The organism is Aeromonas sp. EU05-FHT14A05, assembly GCF_058791175.1.
This window is the reverse complement of sequence record NZ_JBYTDH010000001.1, coordinates 734,258-751,361: the sequence shown is the minus strand read 5'-3', so window position 1 is coordinate 751,361 and position 17,104 is coordinate 734,258. Positions and strand designations below refer to the sequence as shown.

The window sequence follows — 17,104 nt, the reverse complement described above, 5'->3', positions numbered from 1 at the left end:
CTCCTCTCTACCAGGCTGTTTGGGGCGGGCAGTGTAGGGGGCGTGCTGCGTAATTTCAACCCTGAACGAATCCCATTTTAGGCTCCGACCGACCGGGCTCTCCTTCCCTCTCCTGGCGGTACTTCACTCCCCCGGGGCGGTCGACCCCGCAAGAGAGTGACAGCCCTTTCCATGACGGGCCGGGCTGCGCAAATAGTGTTCAGTTCGCCTCGGCGTGCTTGTCCAGCGCCGCGATGAAGGCGCTCGCCAGGGCGTGGTCCGAGAAGGGATTCTGGCCGGTGATAAGCTCGCGATCGACCACCACGCCGGGCTGCCAGGGGGCGGCAAACTGCATCTTGCCACCGGCCCGGGCCATGGCCTGCGCCGGGTAGTAGCGCAACCTGTCGCCCTTGAGCGAGCCTTCAAACACCGCCTCTTCCTCGTCGGAGAAGATGGTCATCCTGTAACCGTCGTAGATCCACTCCCTGGTACCGTCCGCCTTGCCTGCGATGACGGACTGCTCGAACCCGGCCGGATCCCCCTGCGCCGCCAGCAGCGCGATGGGGCCGTGGCAGATGGCCGCCGTGGGTTTGTGGTTGTCATGGAAATGGTGCAGCAGGGTGCCCACCTCGGGATCCGTGGCGAGATCGATGAGGGGAGCATGGCCGCCTGGAATGAAGAGGCCGGCATAGCGCTCGGGACCGGATTGCAGCACCTCCTTCAGGGAGAGCACCTTGCCGGCGCCAAGCAGCCCCTCCACGACGGCGCCGATACGCGCCATCTCCTGCGGGTTGCTGCCAAAGTACTGGGGATCGACGGAACCCTTGTCGGCAACGGGCCGGTTCCCTCTCGGTGTCACCGGGGTCAGGGTGTAGCCGGCCTCCAGCAGGGCGGCGGCAGGCACCCCCAGTTCATTCTGGTAGAAGCCGGTGGTCAGGCTCTTGCCCCCTTGCAGCGGCAGTGCGGTCTCGCTCGAGAGCAAAACCAGGATCTCTCCCTTGGACGCCGCACTGGCCGCGGCCGAGGTCGCCAGCAGCAGTGACGCCAGCAGGGCCTTGAGGGTGTTCTTCATCTTGATACTCCTTGGAATGGACAGTGATCGCTCGGGCGGCAAGGGCACCGCGCTGGATGAAGAATTTACCCATTACCTTGCGGCGGATAAACTGACGCCACTGAACTTGTTTATTTACATGGATGAACATATGTCCCGCGCCTTCGACCCCGTCCAGCTCGGCAGCATAGAGCTCTTTTGCAAGGCGGCCGAGCTTGGCAGCTTCACCGCCACGGCACAGGTGCTGGGGGTGACGCCGGCCTCGGTGAGCCGCTCCATCCAGCGCATCGAAGCCAGGCTCGGCGTCAAACTCTTCAATCGCACCACCCGCAGCGTGCGCCTCACCCACGACGGTGAGCTCTATCGGGCGCAGTGCCAGCAGGCCCTCGATCAGATCGCCGAGGCCGAGCGGGCCATCACCGGACGCCAGCACCACCCTAAGGGGTTGCTGCGCATCAGCGTGGGCACCGTCTATGCCCACCATCGCCTGGTGCCCCTGCTGCCGGGCTTCATGGCCGCCTATCCCGAGATCGAGCTGGAGCTCAATGTCTCGAACAGAAACATCGACTTCGTGGAGGACGGTTACGATCTCGCCATTCGTCTGGGTGAGCCGCGCGACTCCCGGGTGATCGCCCGCAAGCTGGAGGAGGCCAGCGTCGGGGTCTTCTGCTCCCCCGACTATGCCGCTCGCCGCCCCGCGCCAACCTCCCTGGAAATGCTGTCGCAACATGATCTGATCCAGTTCATCACCCCCAGCACGGGGCGCCCCTTCCCCTGGAGCTTCATCGATGAGAAGGGGCTGCCGGTCGAGGTCAGTCTCCACAGTCGGCAGCGGGTGCTGGAGGATGTGCTGGCGGGTCTTGGCTGGGCGGTGGCTGGCGGGGGTCTGTTCCAGATCTACCATTTCGTGGCGGCAGAGGCGCTGTGCCAGGGCAAGCTGGTGGAGGTCATGACCCCCTTTGCGGGGCGATCCCGCCCCTTCTACGCCCTCTATCCCCAGCATCGCCACCTCTCGGCCCGGGTGCGGGCCTTCGTGGATTACCTGCTGGCGGCGGTGCGCCCCTGAGACAAGGGTCCCTCGCCCTTTCCTTTCTCCATACCTGTGCACCAGGCTGGCCTGATTTCAGGCCAAACCGGGCGGCATCCACGGCGCCGGCTCTGGACACCATGGCTGCCGGAATAAATAAATATGCAGAGAAATCAGCATAAGCCTCGCGCCATATATGAACTTGTCTGCTGTTTGTATGAAGCATCGTGCTGCTGAAAATTTTCTGTGAGCCACCTCCCGTCGTTAAACCCAAGAGCCTATAACCTTGACCCGAACAATAAAAACCTGACGCGTTCCGGTTTATTTCACCATGCATCACAAAGGAGTGTCACATGTATAAGAAAGTGAAACTGGCAGGCATTATCAGCACCCTCATTCTCTCTGCCTCTGCATATTCTGCCGAGATGACGGTGGGCTTCTCTCAAATAGGCTCTGAGTCCGGCTGGCGGGCGGCGGAAACCTCGGTCGCCAAGAGCGAAGCGCAAAAACGCGGCATCACCCTGAAAATTGCCGATGCCCAGCAGAAACAGGAGAACCAGATCAAGGCCATTCGCTCCTTCATTGCCCAGGGGGTGGATGCCATCTTTATTGCGCCCGTGGTGCAGACCGGCTGGGATCCGGTATTGCAGGAGGCGAAAGAGGCCGAGATCCCGGTGTTCCTGCTGGATCGCAACATCACGGTGAAAGATGACGGCCTCTTCATGACCGGGGTCGCCGCAGACAGCGTCCACGAAGGAGCAGTGGCGGCCCAATGGCTCATCAAGCAGCAGGATGGCAAGGCCTGCAACGTGGTGGAATTGCAAGGCACAGTGGGGGCCAGCGTGGCGCTGGATCGCAAGAAGGGCTTCCTCGACACCGTCGCGGCGGTGCCCACCATCAAGATCATCCGCACCCAGTCTGGGGACTTCACCCGCAGCAAGGGCAAGGAGGTGATGGAGAGCTTCATCAAGGCGGAGAATAACGGCAAGAATATTTGCGCCGTCTACGCCCACAATGACGACATGGCCATCGGCGCCATCCAGGCCATTAAAGAGGCCGGGCTGAAACCGGGCACGGATATCAAGATCATCTCCATCGATGGGGTGCCGGATATATTCAAGGCGATGATGGCCGGCGAAGCCAATGCCTCGGTGGAATTGACGCCGAATATGGCAGGTCCAGCCTTCGATGCCCTGCTGGCCTATAAGAAGGATGGCACCCAGCCCCCCAAACTTATCAAGACGGCATCTATTCTGTTCGAGCCAGAGAGTGCCGAGGCCCAGCTCGCGCTGAAAAAAGACATGGGTTATTAATGCCGCTCGCCCGCTGAGCCAGCCTGTTAAATAACACGCCATATCGGCAACGTTGCGATATGGCGCGTTATATCGGAGAGCCCCTATTCATGTCAGAAAATACTCAGGATGTGCTGTTGAACGCCCGCGGTATCTGCAAGATCTTTCCCGGGGTGCGTGCCCTGCATCAGGTGGACTTCTCCCTGCGCCGGGGAGAGATCATGGCGCTGCTCGGCGAGAACGGCGCCGGCAAGTCCACCCTGGTCAAGACCCTCACCGGCGTCTACCAGCCCGACGGGGGGCGCATCGAACTCGATGGCGTCCCCATCTCCCCGACGGACACAGCCCACGCCCAGCGCCTGGGGATCGGCACCGTCTATCAGGAGGTCAACCTGCTGCCGAACATGTCGGTGGCGGACAACCTCTTCATCGGCCACGAGCCCCGCCGTTTCGGCTTCATCGACAGAGCCGCCATGACCCGGCAGGCCAGGGCCATCATGGCGGGATACGGCTTCGAGATGGATGTCACCCTGCCTCTGGGTCACTATTCGGTCGCCATGCAGCAGATAGTGGCCATCGCCCGGGCCATCTCCCTGTCCGCCCGGATCCTCATCCTGGACGAGCCCACCGCCAGCCTGGATGCCAGCGAGGTGCAGATGCTCTTCTCCCTGATGGGGAGCCTGCGGGATCAGGGGGTGAGCCTCATCTTCATCACCCATTTTCTCGATCAGGTCTACGCCATCAGCGATCGCATCACAGTGCTTCGCAACGGCGAGCTGGTCGGCACCCGCGACACCGCCGCGCTGCCACAACTGGAGCTGGTCAAGATGATGCTGGGGCGCGAGCTTGGTGACAATGCCCTCAAGCGGGCGGGCAAGACGTTGCGCAGCCACCAGCCCACGGTGTCGTTCAGGGGCTACGGCAAGCGCGGGGTCCTGGCCCCTTTCAGTCTCGACGTCATGCCAGGGGAGATAGTGGGCCTCGCCGGCCTGCTCGGCTCAGGTCGCACCGAGACCGCCGAGCTGATGTTCGGCATAGTGCCGAGCGACAGCGGCGAGTGCCGGGTACGGGACAAGCCGGTGACCATCCGCTCTGCGCGCCAGGCGGCCGCCAACGGTTTTGGTTTCTGCCCGGAGGATCGCAAGAGCGCCGGCATCATCGCCTCGGCCTCGGTGCGCGAGAACATGGTGCTGGCCCTGCAAGCCCAGCGGGGCTGGCTGCGCCCCCTGCCCCGCAAGGAGCAGGACGAGATCACCGCCCGTCTCATCGAGCAGCTGGCCATCAAGACCCCGGGGCCTGAGCAGCCCATCCAGTTTCTCTCCGGGGGCAACCAGCAAAAGGTACTGCTGGCCCGCTGGCTGCTCACCAGGCCCCAGTTCCTGATCCTGGACGAGCCCACCCGGGGCATAGACGTGGGAGCCCACGCCGAGATCATCCGCCTCATCGAATCCCTCTGCGCCAACGGGCTGGCCCTGCTGGTCATCTCCTCCGAGCTCGAGGAGCTGGTGGGCTATGCCGATCGGGTGATCGTCCTTCGCGACAGAAAGCAGGTGGCAGAGCTTGCGACGGACGCCCTCAGCGTCCCTGCCATCATGAACGCCATTGCATGTGAGGCCTGATATGACGTCATCCACCCTCCCCCTCCCTGGCGGGCCGACGCCCCCCCGCAGAGCCCTGCCCACGGGCTCGGCCCAGTGCGCCGCCCTGCTCTGCGTGCTGCTCATCAATGCCCTGGTCGCCGACAACTTCTTCGCCATCCATATCCAGGATGGGCGGCTGTTCGGCAGCCTCATCGACATCCTCAACCGCTGCGCCCCCGTGGCCCTGCTCTCCCTCGGCATGACCCTGGTGATCGCCACCGGTGGCATCGATCTGTCGGTGGGGGCCGTGATGGCCATCAGCGGGGCCACCATGGCCAGCCTAGCCACCGGCGGCCACAGCCTGCCGGTCATCGTCGCCGCCGTGCTTGGGGTGGGCCTCCTGTGCGGCCTGTGGAACGGCCTGCTGGTGGCGGTGTTCAAGATCCAGCCCATAGTCGCGACCCTGATCCTCATGGTGGCGGGCCGGGGCATCGCCCAGCTCATCACCGAGGGGCAGATCATCACCTTCAACAACGACGCCCTGGCCTGGATCGGCAGCGGCGCCCTCTGCTATCTGCCCACCCCCGTCATCATCACCCTGGGGATGGCGCTGCTGCTCTGGCTGCTGACCAAGCGCACCGCCCTCGGCCTCTTCATCGAGGCGGTGGGGATCAACATCAGGGCCGCCAAGAACGCCGGGCTCAACACTCCCATGGTGGTGATCGCCACCTACCTGCTGAGCGGCATCATGGCCGCCGTCGCCGGCATGATAGTCGCCGCCGACATCCGGGGGGCCGATGCCAACAACGCCGGACTCTGGCTCGAAATGGACGCCATCCTGGCGGTGGTGATTGGGGGCACCTCCCTGATGGGGGGGCGCTTCAACCTCGCCCTCTCCCTGGTCGGCATCCTGATCATCCAGGGGGTGAACACCGGGATCCTGCTCTCCGGCTACCAGCCCCAATGGAACCAGATCGTCAAGGCCCTGGTGGTGCTGGCGGTGCTGGTCATGCAGTCGCCAGCCCTCAACCACCTGTTCCAGCGAGGGACTCACCATGTTTAAACGCAACCTCCCCCTGATGGTGACCATCATGGTCTTCGTGCTGGGCTATCTGCTCTGCCTGGCCTCCTTCCCGGCCTTCATGTCCACCCGCATCATCTGCAACATACTGACGGACAACGCCTTCCTCGGCATAGTGGCGGTGGGCATGACCTTCGTCATCCTCTCGGGGGGCATCGATCTGTCGGTGGGAGCCGTCATCGCCTTCACCGGCGTGCTGCTGGCCAAGCTCATCGGGGAGCTGGGGGTCAGCCCCGTGCTGGCCATCCCCCTGGTGCTGGTGCTGGGAGCGGGCTTTGGCGCCCTCATGGGCTGGCTCATCGACACCCTGAAGATCCCCGCCTTCATCATCACCCTGGCGGGCATGTTCTTCCTGCGAGGGGCCAGTTTCCTTATCTCCGAGCAGTCCCTGCCCATCGATCACCCCAGCTTCACCTACCTGTCGAGCCTGTCGTGGAAGCTGCCGGGGGGCGGACGCCTGAGCCTGCTGGCCCTCATCATGCTGGCGGTGGTGGTCTTCGGCATCCTGCTCGCCAACCGCACCCGCTTTGGCAACAACGTCTACGCCATCGGCGGCAACGCCACCTCGGCGGCCCTGATGGGGATCTCGGTGCGCCACACCACCATTCGCATCTACCTGCTCTCCACCACCCTGGCGACCCTGGCGGGCATCGTATTCGCGCTCTACACCTCGGCGGGCTATCCGCTCGCCGCCGTCGGGGTGGAGCTCGATGCCATCGCCGCCGTGGTCATCGGCGGCACCCTGCTGAGCGGCGGCGTGGGCACCGTCTTCGGCTCCCTGTTCGGGGTGCTGATCCAGGGGTTGATCCAGACCTACATCAACTTCGACGGCACCCTCAGCTCCTGGTGGACCAAGATCATCATAGGCCTGCTGTTGTTTAGCTTCATCGCCCTGCAGCGCCTGCTGATCCTGGTCTCGGAACAGCGCAAGGCCGGCAAGCCCACCCCCTTCAAGCGGCAGGTTGCCGTCGCCCCCCTTGAGTGAGACCGTCGCGGGGCCTGCGCCCGGTCAACCCGGGCAGAGGCCCCGCGATAACACGCCTTTAATGGTGGCCGGGCGCGAGTATTCGCCCGCCCCACCACCCTGCCCCCTTGCAAAGGCACGCGGGGAAGCCGCTCGGGCAAGATGGCGGCCCCGATAGAAGGCAGCATGGATAACCAATAAATCATGAGTGATGGATCACCGGCCATTCATTACCACGCGGGGATAGCCGTCCCTTTATAGTATTTGTCCAGCGCCGCCTTGACGGCCTCATTCTGATAGGAGGCCACCAGGGTTTTTACCCAGGGGGCGCTTTCATTGCCGCTTTTGACCGCGATGAAATTATTGTAAGGATTCTCTTCTGCGGTCTCGGAATAAATACGTTGCTGCTGGCTCAAGCCGGATTTCAATGCCCAGTCCGTATTGACCACGGCGGCATCCAGATCATCCACGGAGCGCCCTATGATGCCGGTATCCAGCTCCTTGATCTGCAATTTCCTGGGGTTGTCGATAATATCCGTGGTGGTCGCCAATATGCCCGAGCCGGGACGCAGCTTGATGACGCCGGCCGACGCCAGCACCCGCAGCGCACGCCCTTCATTGCTGGGATCGTTGGGCACCCCTATGATGGCCCCTTTCGGCAAGGCGCTGACCGCATTGAATTTCTTCGAGTAGAGGCCGATGGGCCACACCGCCGTATTGCCGACCGGCACTATATGATAACCGCGGCTCTTCACCTGATTGTCCAGATAAGGTTTGTGCTGGAATGCGTTGGCATCTATTTCGCCATTTTCCAATGCCTCGTTGGGCAAGATATAGTCATTGAACTTGACTAGCTCGATATCCAGCCCCTGTTTTTTGGCCTGTGCAGACGCAACGGCCCACACATCTTCATCCTCTCCGCTCATGATACCCAGCCGTATGGTTTCCCCGGCGCTGGCATATCCTGCAATGATGGCGGCAACCAACGGCGTCAATTTAAATAGGGTTTTCAACATGGTTGTGTCCTTGGTAATAAGTGATGACGCCCCCGAGATTACGGGGGCGACGCAAGGAGCACAAAGCACAAGATATCCCTTGGATATACCCAAATTGACGAACGCCGGAGCAAATAAAACAGCCCGACGTCAGCGGGCTATGTTCAATCGGTTCATGGCTTCAGCAGCCAGGCTCACTACTCCATGTTCTGGTCTCCATGGCTCACCAGCGGGCGATTGCCTGCGAGGCGCCGCAGCAGCACATAGAAGAGCGGGGTCAGGAACAGACCGAACAGGGTCACCCCTATCATGCCGGAGAAGACCGCCACTCCCATGGCCGAGCGCATCTCGGCGCCGGCGCCACTTGCCAGCACCAGGGGCAGCACCCCCATGATGAAAGCCAGCGAGGTCATCAGGATGGGCCTCAGCCGCAGCCTGGCGGCGTCGATGGCAGCAGCCAGCGGCGACCGTCCCGCCAACTCCAGTTCACGGGCAAACTCCACGATGAGAATGGCGTTCTTGGCCGAGAGCCCCACCAGTACGATGAGCCCTATCTGGGTGAAGACGTTGTTGTCCCCCCCAGAGAGCCAGACCCCAGCCATGGCCGAGAGCAGCCCCATCGGCACTATGAGCAAAATGGCCAGCGGCAGCGTCAGACTCTCGTACTGGGCGGCCAGCACCAGGAACACCAGCAGGATGGCAAGCGGGAAGACCCACAGCGCCGAGTTGCCAGCCAGGATCTCCTGATAGGTGAGTTCGGTCCACTCGAAACCTATGCCCTGAGGCAAGGTCTCGGCGGCGATGCGTTCGATGGCGGCCTTGGCCTGCCCCGAGCTGAAACCAGGCGCCGGCCCGCCACTGATATCGGCAGAAAGGAAACCGTTGTAGCGCATCGCCCGTTCAGGACCGACTGTGTGATCCACCTTCATCAGGGCCGACAAGGGGATCATCTCGCCCGAGAGCGAACGCACCTTCAGTCTGCCGATATCATCGGCATGGCTGCGATAGCTGGCATCTGCCTGCACCCGCACCGAGTAGGTACGCCCGAACTGGTTGAAATCGTTGACATAAAGCGAGCCAAGGTAGACCTGCAGCGTGTTGAAGATATCGGTCACCTCCACCCCGAGCTGATGGGCACGGGTGCGGTCGATGTCGGCAAAGAGCTGCGGCACATTGATCTGCCAACTGCTGAAGAGCCCGGTCAACTCGGGAGCCTTGACCGCCTTGGCCAGGAAACCTTGCACCGCCTCATCCATCTCCCCGTACCCGAGCCCGCCGCGATCTTCAAGCTGCAACTTGAAACCCCCCGTGGTGCCAAGCCCCTGCACGGGGGGTGGCGGGAACATCACCACCACCGCCTCCTCGATGCCGGCGAAAGCCTGGTTCAGTTGCGCCGCCACCGCCATGCCGCTCTGATCGGCGCCTGTGCGCTGCTCGAACGGCTTGAGCATGGCGAACACCACCCCGGCATTGGGGCTGTTGGTGAAGCCGTTGATAGAGAGCCCGGTGAAAGCAAGGGTCCCCTCCACGTTCTCATTGCTGGCCATGATAGCCCCCATCCGCTCGATCACCCTGTCGGTCCGATCCAGGGTGGCACCATCCGGCAGTTGGGCAAAGCCAATCAGGTACTGCTTGTCCTGGGAGGGCACAAAGCCCCCGGGCACGCTCTGGAACAGGCCATAGGTCAGCACCAGCAGGCCGGCAAACAGCAGCAGTGTCGGGGCCTTGCGTCGCAAGATCCCCTGCACGCCGGCATCATAGACGCGGGCGCCGCGCTCGAAGCCGCGGTTGAAGCGCGCAAACAGTGGACCAAGCAGCCGCTCCATGCCTCGCGCCAGCGCATCCTTGGGCGCGCCATGCCCCTTGAGCAGCAGGGCCGCCAACGCCGGCGAGAGGGTGAGTGAGTTGATGGCCGAGATGACGGTGGAGATGGCGATAGTCAGGGCAAACTGGCGATAAAACTGGCCGGTCAGCCCGGTGATGAAGGCCAACGGCACGAATACCGCACACAGCACCAGGGCAATGGCGATGATGGGGCCGGAGACCTCCCGCATGGCGCGGTAGGTCGCCAGGCGCGGCGACAGTCCCCCCTCGATATTGCGCTCGACGTTCTCCACCACCACGATGGCGTCATCCACCACTATGCCTATCGCCAGCACCAGCCCAAACAGGGTCAACGCATTGAGGGAGAAGCCAAACAGCAGCATGACGGCGAAGGTCCCTATGATGGAGACAGGCACCGCCAGCAGCGGGATGATGGAGGCGCGCCAGGTCTGCAGGAACAGGATAACCACCAGTACCACCAGGGCGATCGCCTCGAGCAGGGTGTGCACCACAGAGTCGATGGAGGCGCGCACGAACTGGGTCGGATCGTAGGCGATACGGTACTCGAGCCCTTGGGGCATGGTCTTGGCTATCTGGCTCATGGTGCTGCGCACCTCGTCGGAGATCTGCAATGCGTTGGCGCCCGGAGCCTGGTGGATGCCGATGCCGACCGCCGGCTTGTTATTGAGTTTCGAGCGCACCGAGTAGTCGGCCGCCCCGAGCTCGATACGGGCGATGTCACGCAGGTGCGTCACCGCGCCGCCGCCGCCCGACTTGACGATGATGTCGCCAAACTCCTCCACGCTCTGCAGCCGGCCCCGAGCATTGACGGAGAGCTGCAGCTCGGTACCCGGCAGCGCCGGCGACCCGCCGACCACCCCGGCCGCCGCCTGAATGTTCTGCTCACGCAGCGCCGCCACCACATCGCTGGCCGCGAGGCCACGGGCGGCGACCTTGTCGGGATCAAGCCAGATCCGCATGGCATATTCCCCACCGCCAAAGATGGCCACGTCCCCCACCCCCTGGATCCGGGCCAATCGGTCACGCACATTGAGCAACGCATAATTGCGCTGGTAGTCGATGTCATAGCGATCCTCCGGTGAGACCAGGTGCACCACCATGGTGAGGTCCGGGCTCGCCTTGACCGTGATCACCCCCAGGGTACGCACCTCCTCGGGCAGGCGCGCCTCGGCCTGAGCCACCCGGTTTTGCACCAGTTGCTGCGCCTTGTCCGGATCCGTGCCAAGACGGAAGGTGACTGTCAGGGTCATGGTGCCATCCGTGGTGGACTGGCTGCCCATGTAGATCATCCCCTCGACCCCGTTGATGGACTCCTCGAGCGGCATGGCCACCGATTCGGCGATCACCTTGGGACTGGCTCCCGGGTAAGTCGCCCGCACGACCACCTGGGGTGGCACCACCTCGGGATACTCGGAGATGGGCAGAGCATTGACTGCCACCAGTCCCGCCAGCACGAACAGGATGGAGATAACGCCGGCGAAGATGGGCCGGTCGATGAAGAACTTGGAAATATTCATGGTGTGACTCTGATGCAATGACGCGGCCATCAGCCGCGACTGGCCGTCCGGGCTTGGGTGGTCGTGAGTGCAGCGGGTTCAATCGGGCTGGGTGCCAGCAGTGTGCCGGGTCGCACCCGCTGCAGACCATCGACGATGACTCGCTCCCCGGGCTGCAGGCCACGGGTGACAATACGCTCCCCCTCGACACTCATGCCAAGGCTCACCTCGCGGTACTCGGCGCGGTTCCCCTCGCCCACCACCATGACGAATTGCTTGCTCTGATCCGAGCCGATAGCCCGCTCGCTCACCAACAGGGCGTCGACCTGACGGGAAGATCCCAGCCTGATCCTGGCAAACTGACCAGGGATCAGGCTGCCGTCCCGGTTATCCAGCGTGGCGCGAACCCTGAGGGTGCCGCTGCCGGCGTCCACCTGATTGTCGATAAATTGCAGACGCCCCTCCAGTGGCGTGCCCGTCATTCCACTGGTGCCAAGCTGTACCGGGGTGTCACCGATCTGTTCGCGCGACACCTGCAACCGATCCAGGGTCGCCTCGCTCACATCGAAGCTGGCATAGATGGGGGAGACCGAGACCAGCGTGCTCATGACAGGGGCCGTCGGCCCCGCCGCCACCTGGTTACCCACTGTGATGTCGAGGCGGCCGATCCGCCCCGAGATGGGCGCCCTGACCCGGGTGTAATCGAGGTTGAGCCGAGCCGCTTGCAGGCTCGCCTCGGCGCCGCGCAAGTTGGCAACGGCTTCCAGCTTGGCGTTGTGCAGCTGATCGAGATCCCGCTGAGCGATGGCGCTGGAGGCAATCAACCGCTGCGCACGCGTCAGATCGGATCCCGCCTGAGCCAACCGGGCACGCGCAGCCTCGACCACCGCCTCGGTCTGGGCCACCTGGGCTGCATAGGGGGCAGGGTCTATGGTGATCAGCAGATCGCCGCGCGCAACCAATGCCCCTTCCCGAAAGTGGATCCCCTGTATGGTGCCGGCCACTCGGGGCCTCAGCTCCACCCGTTCCACCGACTCCAACCGGCCGGAGAACGCCTCCCACAGCTTGATGCGATTGGGCATTATCCTGCTCACGGAGACAGGCACAGCGGCCTCGGCCATGGCTGGCGCCTCGGCCTGGCTCTGGTGGGTATTGAGGGCAGCCCCCAGGGCAGATGCCACCGAGAGGGCCACCAGATAGGGCGCCGCACGCCGCGCAGTAAAACCTGTTCTGGCAGTCATATTCACATAGTCCATTGATGGGGAAGTTCGACGAGAGCAGATGGATTCATCCGCTCTGAAAATAAGGGGGGCGATATTCTGGTCAGTTCTGCTGATGGCAGCAAAAATGCGGGCAGGCCCAGCAGACGAAGCCTGCCCGCAAAACGAAGCACAAAGGGAGTGAGCGGCTTATTCCTGACCGCCACCAAAACCGAACGGCACGCGATACTGCGCCTGTTCACTTCCCAGACTCAGACGCAGATCACCCTGTGTCTTTGCGGGCAGCACGACCCGCTGCTGACCCGACATCCTGGCCGGCACCCGTGCCAGCAGATCGCCAGCATCGTTGTATACCTCGAGGGCATCGCCCATGTGCTGTCCGGCGCCTTGAGGCTGCCAGTTCACGATCAGAGCGCCGGGGATGGCGTTGATCTTGGCAGGGATGGCGGCCATGGCCAGAGGGGAACTCATCAGGCCGAAGAAGGCCAGCAGTGTGATTGCGTGTTTCATCATCATTCTCACATCGTCAATGGTGGAAGGCCCGCAGGCCAGAACGACGTCTCCTTGTCGGCCATGCCAGAGACACAGTGTCGCGCCAGGCATGGTTTCGCTGTGCACCGCCCCAGGGCGATAATGCGGTGAGCACCGATGTGGTGTTCAGTGACGGCAGTGTACTGGTTGTTGGATAACGTGATTAGACGGGATAATCAGAATGGGTTTATGAGAAAATCTCATGAATTTACGCTAGTAATGATGCCGAGTCGGCAGTTACCCTGCCGGCACGCACCTCCCCCTATCACGACCTTCGGCAGGGCAACTCATGGCAAAAACCAACTACAACGACTTGATCTCCTTCATGGCGGTGGCAAGAGAAGGCAGCTTTACCCGCGCGGCGGCTCACCTGGGGGTATCCCAGTCCGCCCTGAGCCACGCCATGCGGGGGCTGGAGGAGCGACTGGGCATTCGGTTGTTGACCCGGACCACGCGCAGCGTCTCCCCAACCCCGGCGGGCGAGCGGCTGCTTGAACGCCTGCAGCCGCATTTTGAGGGGATAGAGGATGAGATCTCGGCGCTCAATGAGCTCAAGGACAAACCCGCGGGCTTGATCCGTATCACTACTGCGGAGCATGCGGCAGATATCTACCTGTGGCCGCGCATATCGCCGCTGCTCAAGGAGTACCCGGACATTCAGGTAGAAATCGATATCAACTACGGCCTGACCAACATAGTCGAGCAGAAGTTTGATGCGGGGATCCGGTTGGGGGAACAGGTGGAGAAAGACATGATTGCGGTGCGTATCAGCCAGGATATGCAGATCGTCGTGGTGGCCTCCCCCGACTATCTCTCCCGCAACCCGGCCCCCCACACCATTCAGGATCTGGCGGCTCATCAATGCATCGGCCTGCGGCTGCCCACCTATGACAACCTGATGCTGTGGGAGTTTGAGCAAGATGGCCAACCCATCAAGGCCCATGTACAGGGTCAGTGCATCTTCAACACAGGCACGCCCGTACTGCGCGCCGCGCTGGCAGGCCACGGTCTGGCTTATCTGCCTTCAGACATGGCCGAACCCCATCTGGCCACAGGGGCGCTGATCTCGGTACTGGCCCCCTATTGCCCACGCTTCCCCGGGTATCACCTCTACTACCCCAGCCGGCGCCAGAACTCTCCCGCCTTTCGGCTGTTCCTGGACGCCGTGCGCTTGCGGGCATGATGCCTCCCCTCTCCGGCCGCGGGCACTGTGTTCACTCAGCAGGAAGAACGGTTGGCGGCGCACCGCGCCACCCACCGTCTGTCATCTCCCGACGCCATTGCTGATTGCCCCTGTCAGACGTCGAGCTTGCGCTGGGTCAGCCACTCCACCATGGCGGGATCGCGGTGAGAGAAGAAGGCGCTGGTCGCCGTATCCAGCGCGGCTATCTGCACCATCTCGTCCTGACTGAGTTCGAAGTCGAGGATGTCGAGGTTCTCCTCCATTCTCTCCTTGCGCACCGACTTGGCCAGCGACGCTATGCCGCGCTGGAAGATCCAGCGCAACACCACTTGTCCCACGCTCTTTCCCCGCTTCGCGCCGATGGCGGTCAGCACCGGGTGCTGGAACAGACCATTTCGGCCCTCGGCGAAGGGGGCCCACGCCTGTGGCTGTATCTGTCGACTCTGCATCCAGGGGGCGGCATGCAGCTGCTGATTGAAGGGGTTCACCTCTATCTGATTGACGGCAGGCACCACCTTGTTGAACGCCATGAGATCCGCCAGCCGATCCGGCTGGAAGTTGCTGACGCCGATTGCCCGGATCTTGCCGGCTTGCTGCAACTCCTCCATTGCCCGCCAGGCGCCGTGGACATCCCCGTAGGGCTGATGGATGAGATAGAGATCCACATAATCGAGCTGCAGGCGATTCAAGGAGCGCTCGAACTGCGCCTTGGCTCCCTCGTAGCTGGCGTCTTGCAACCAGAGCTTGGTGGTGACAAAGAGCTCGCGGCGCCCGATGCCGCTCTGCCTGATCCCGTTCCCGACCTGAATCTCATTCTGATAGGAGGCGGCGGTATCGATCAGCCGATAGCCGGTGTCTATGGCCTCGATGACGGCGCGCTCGCACTCTGCCGCGTCCGTCATCTGGAAGACACCAAACCCCAGCAGGGGCATTTCTATACCGTTATTGAGTCTGACTATGTGCATGACTATATCCTTCCGATAGTGTGTACCCAGCATAACGCAAGGGGATGGACGAGATTAGACCCGGGATCTTGCTAGGGTTTATTAGCAATATTCATGAATCGCGTCATCACCCTTGCTGTCTCCCCTGGTTATTGCAGACCCTTCTCTTTCAGGAACTGGCTGACCAGATCGGCGATCTGCACATTGTTCAGATCGGAGAAGGGGAAGTGGGTGTTGCCCTTGATGCCGATTTCGGGCAGGTGAACGACGGTGACATCCCCCCCATGCTGGTTGACCTGATCCCGCCACTGGCGAGCCATCGCCAGCCTGACTCGCCAGCTGTCCTGGGCGGGCATGGCGGTCGGTTTGTCCGGGATGTTGTCGCCATACAGGATCAGCACCGGGATCCTGGTCAGGCTCATGAACTGCGCCATCGCCACCGGCTCCCCCTTCAGGGTATCGAACGCGCTCGGCATGGGGGCTGGCAACGCCTGCTCAGGGAAGAGGAAGCCACTGCCTGGTTCGAACGCGACTATGGCCTTCACCTTGTTGCTTTTTATGGCGGTATGCCAGCCAGGTCCGCCCCCCTGGGAGTGGGTGAACAGGATGGCAGGACCACTCTTGTCCAGCACCGCCGCCATGGCATCGGCGATGACGTTGGCATCAAAGGGCCCTGTGTTGGGGGTCATCTGGCGAAAATACTGGTTCAGCACAGCTTGATCCTGCGAGAACTGGACGCCGTTGAAATAATCCGGCCAGACGCCGAGGCGGAACTGATTGAACCACAACTGCTCATCCGGATTGGGGGCCACTGTCCCCTCCACCATGCTGCGACCCGCGCTGCCTCTGCGGGGTTGATCGACCAGATAGGTCGCAAACCCCCGGCGCAGGAACAGGGTCTGGAAACCTTCCCGGCCATCCGGCGTGGTCTGCCAGGTACGGGAAGACTGGCCAGCGCCGTGGAGCATGACGATCGGATACGGGTGCGGGTTGGACGGGATCTGATAGAAGACGCTGGCGTGATCCCCATGGTAGGTCTGACCGGCAGGGTCAAGTGGTTTCCTGGGGTCAAAGGTGCCGGGTGCGGTGACGACGGCGCCCCCTGCGGCAAAGCTGCCCTGCTCCTGGATAACCAGGGGATCGGCATGAGCGGGTGCCACCAGCACCCCCGCCAGCATGCAAAAAAGCAATGATTTACTGAGTCTCTTCATGGTTGTGTTCCCTTGTTTGGCCTGTGGCCTCAATCCTGTTTACATGGATGAACATCACTTGTCGCCCTCACGACGATGACCTGTCTGCCTCGCCCAAAGATGAGATCAACTCCCTCTGGCCTCCAGCCACCGGGCGACTGTCTCGGTCGTTCGCCTCTCCTGATCGCACTCCATGATCAGTGGCGCATCTCGCCTGGCACCTGACGCCAGTCTGGCGAGTACCGCCTCGCTATCCCCGATGCCATAGCCACCGTGGGTGATGAAAGGCACGAGTCGCTTACCCGCCAGATCATGGCCGCTCAGGAAGCTCTTGACCACGGGGGGAACCGTCATCCCCCAGATGGGAAAGCCGACATAAAGGGTGTGATAGCCCGCCATGGTGGCGGACTGTTTCAGTGCGGGAGTCAGCCCAAGATCCCGCTCACGCTGCGCCTGTGCGACGGTCTGGAAGTAATCCGCCGGATACGGGCTCGCTGGCGCTATCTCGAACAGATCGGCTTGCAGCGTGCGCTGGATCACCCCCGCGATCACCCGTGTATTGCCGCTTCGGGAGAAATAGGCGACCAGGATACTGCCGTTGGGTTGTCGCGCCTGCGCGCTGGCGATGGCCTGGCCCAGGGGAAGGTTCACCAGAGTCAAGCCCGGCAGCGCCGCCAGCAGCTTCCTTCGGGTGGGGTCATGGTGATCTGACATGCTGCCTGCTCC

Annotated in this window: 14 protein-coding genes; 6 read left to right on the top strand and 8 right to left on the bottom strand. The window is 62.5% G+C overall.

The genetic code is table 11. The features are described from left to right. Positions 1–199 precede the first annotated feature (199 nt). Complete coding sequence (locus AC3WR3_RS03200; RefSeq protein ID WP_492291138.1) at positions 200–1,051, bottom strand: type 1 glutamine amidotransferase domain-containing protein; 852 nt, start codon at positions 1,049–1,051, stop codon at positions 200–202. 16 nt (positions 1,052–1,067) lie between these two features. Here AC3WR3_RS03200 and AC3WR3_RS03195 point away from each other — a divergent pair, with 16 nt between their 5' ends. The 5 genes from AC3WR3_RS03195 to yjfF all read left to right on the top strand — a co-directional run bounded on the left by AC3WR3_RS03195 (position 1,068) and on the right by yjfF (position 6,995). After that, on the top strand, positions 1,068–2,096 hold the full coding sequence (locus tag AC3WR3_RS03195; protein WP_492291137.1) for a LysR family transcriptional regulator: 1,029 nt from the start codon (positions 1,068–1,070) through the stop codon (positions 2,094–2,096). Positions 2,097–2,410: 314 nt separating this feature from the next. Continuing rightward, on the top strand, positions 2,411–3,370 hold the full coding sequence (ytfQ, locus tag AC3WR3_RS03190) for a galactofuranose ABC transporter, galactofuranose-binding protein YtfQ (protein WP_139438457.1): 960 nt from the start codon (positions 2,411–2,413) through the stop codon (positions 3,368–3,370). 89 nt (positions 3,371–3,459) lie between these two features. After that, a complete protein-coding gene (locus tag AC3WR3_RS03185; RefSeq protein ID WP_492291136.1) occupies positions 3,460–4,968 on the top strand; it encodes a sugar ABC transporter ATP-binding protein in 1,509 nt (502 codons plus the stop codon). Position 4,969: 1 nt separating this feature from the next. Continuing rightward, positions 4,970–5,992, top strand: coding sequence for a galactofuranose ABC transporter, ATP-binding protein YtfT (gene ytfT / locus AC3WR3_RS03180; RefSeq protein WP_492291135.1), 1,023 nt, complete (start codon positions 4,970–4,972; stop codon positions 5,990–5,992). Further along, positions 5,985–6,995, top strand: coding sequence for a galactofuranose ABC transporter, permease protein YjfF (gene yjfF, locus AC3WR3_RS03175; RefSeq protein ID WP_492291134.1), 1,011 nt, complete (start codon positions 5,985–5,987; stop codon positions 6,993–6,995). The genes ytfT and yjfF overlap by 8 nt, the downstream gene beginning before the upstream one ends. A 209-nt stretch (positions 6,996–7,204) precedes the next feature. Here yjfF and AC3WR3_RS03170 read toward each other — a convergent pair whose 3' ends face one another. From AC3WR3_RS03170 to AC3WR3_RS03155, 4 genes are all read right to left on the bottom strand, one after another. Next, on the bottom strand, positions 7,205–8,083 hold the full coding sequence (locus AC3WR3_RS03170; protein WP_492291133.1) for a MetQ/NlpA family ABC transporter substrate-binding protein: 879 nt from the start codon (positions 8,081–8,083) through the stop codon (positions 7,205–7,207). Positions 8,084–8,166: 83 nt separating this feature from the next. Further along, entirely contained in the window at positions 8,167–11,331 is a 3,165-nt protein-coding gene (locus tag AC3WR3_RS03165) for an efflux RND transporter permease subunit (protein ID WP_492291132.1), read from the bottom strand. A 29-nt stretch (positions 11,332–11,360) separates the two neighbouring features. Continuing rightward, the gene (locus AC3WR3_RS03160) at positions 11,361–12,551 is read right to left on the bottom strand and encodes an efflux RND transporter periplasmic adaptor subunit (RefSeq protein WP_492291131.1); all 1,191 of its coding nucleotides are present in this window, start codon (positions 12,549–12,551) and stop codon (positions 11,361–11,363) included. A gap of 168 nt (positions 12,552–12,719) precedes the next feature. After that, a complete protein-coding gene (locus tag AC3WR3_RS03155; RefSeq protein WP_492291130.1) occupies positions 12,720–13,040 on the bottom strand; it encodes a hypothetical protein in 321 nt (106 codons plus the stop codon). Between the two features lie 310 nt (positions 13,041–13,350). Here AC3WR3_RS03155 and AC3WR3_RS03150 point away from each other — a divergent pair, with 310 nt between their 5' ends. Then, positions 13,351–14,244, top strand: a complete 894-nt coding sequence (locus AC3WR3_RS03150; protein ID WP_492291129.1) for a LysR family transcriptional regulator — start codon at positions 13,351–13,353, stop codon at positions 14,242–14,244. 113 nt (positions 14,245–14,357) lie between these two features. Here AC3WR3_RS03150 and AC3WR3_RS03145 read toward each other — a convergent pair whose 3' ends face one another. The 3 genes from AC3WR3_RS03145 to AC3WR3_RS03135 form a co-directional block, all read right to left on the bottom strand. Then, on the bottom strand, positions 14,358–15,209 hold the full coding sequence (locus AC3WR3_RS03145) for an aldo/keto reductase (RefSeq protein ID WP_492291128.1): 852 nt from the start codon (positions 15,207–15,209) through the stop codon (positions 14,358–14,360). A 128-nt stretch (positions 15,210–15,337) separates the two neighbouring features. After that, positions 15,338–16,399, bottom strand: coding sequence for an alpha/beta hydrolase (locus AC3WR3_RS03140; RefSeq protein ID WP_479757803.1), 1,062 nt, complete (start codon positions 16,397–16,399; stop codon positions 15,338–15,340). A 105-nt stretch (positions 16,400–16,504) separates the two neighbouring features. Next, the gene (locus AC3WR3_RS03135) at positions 16,505–17,092 is read right to left on the bottom strand and encodes a flavodoxin (protein ID WP_492291127.1); all 588 of its coding nucleotides are present in this window, start codon (positions 17,090–17,092) and stop codon (positions 16,505–16,507) included. Between the last annotated feature and the right edge of the window lie 12 nt (positions 17,093–17,104).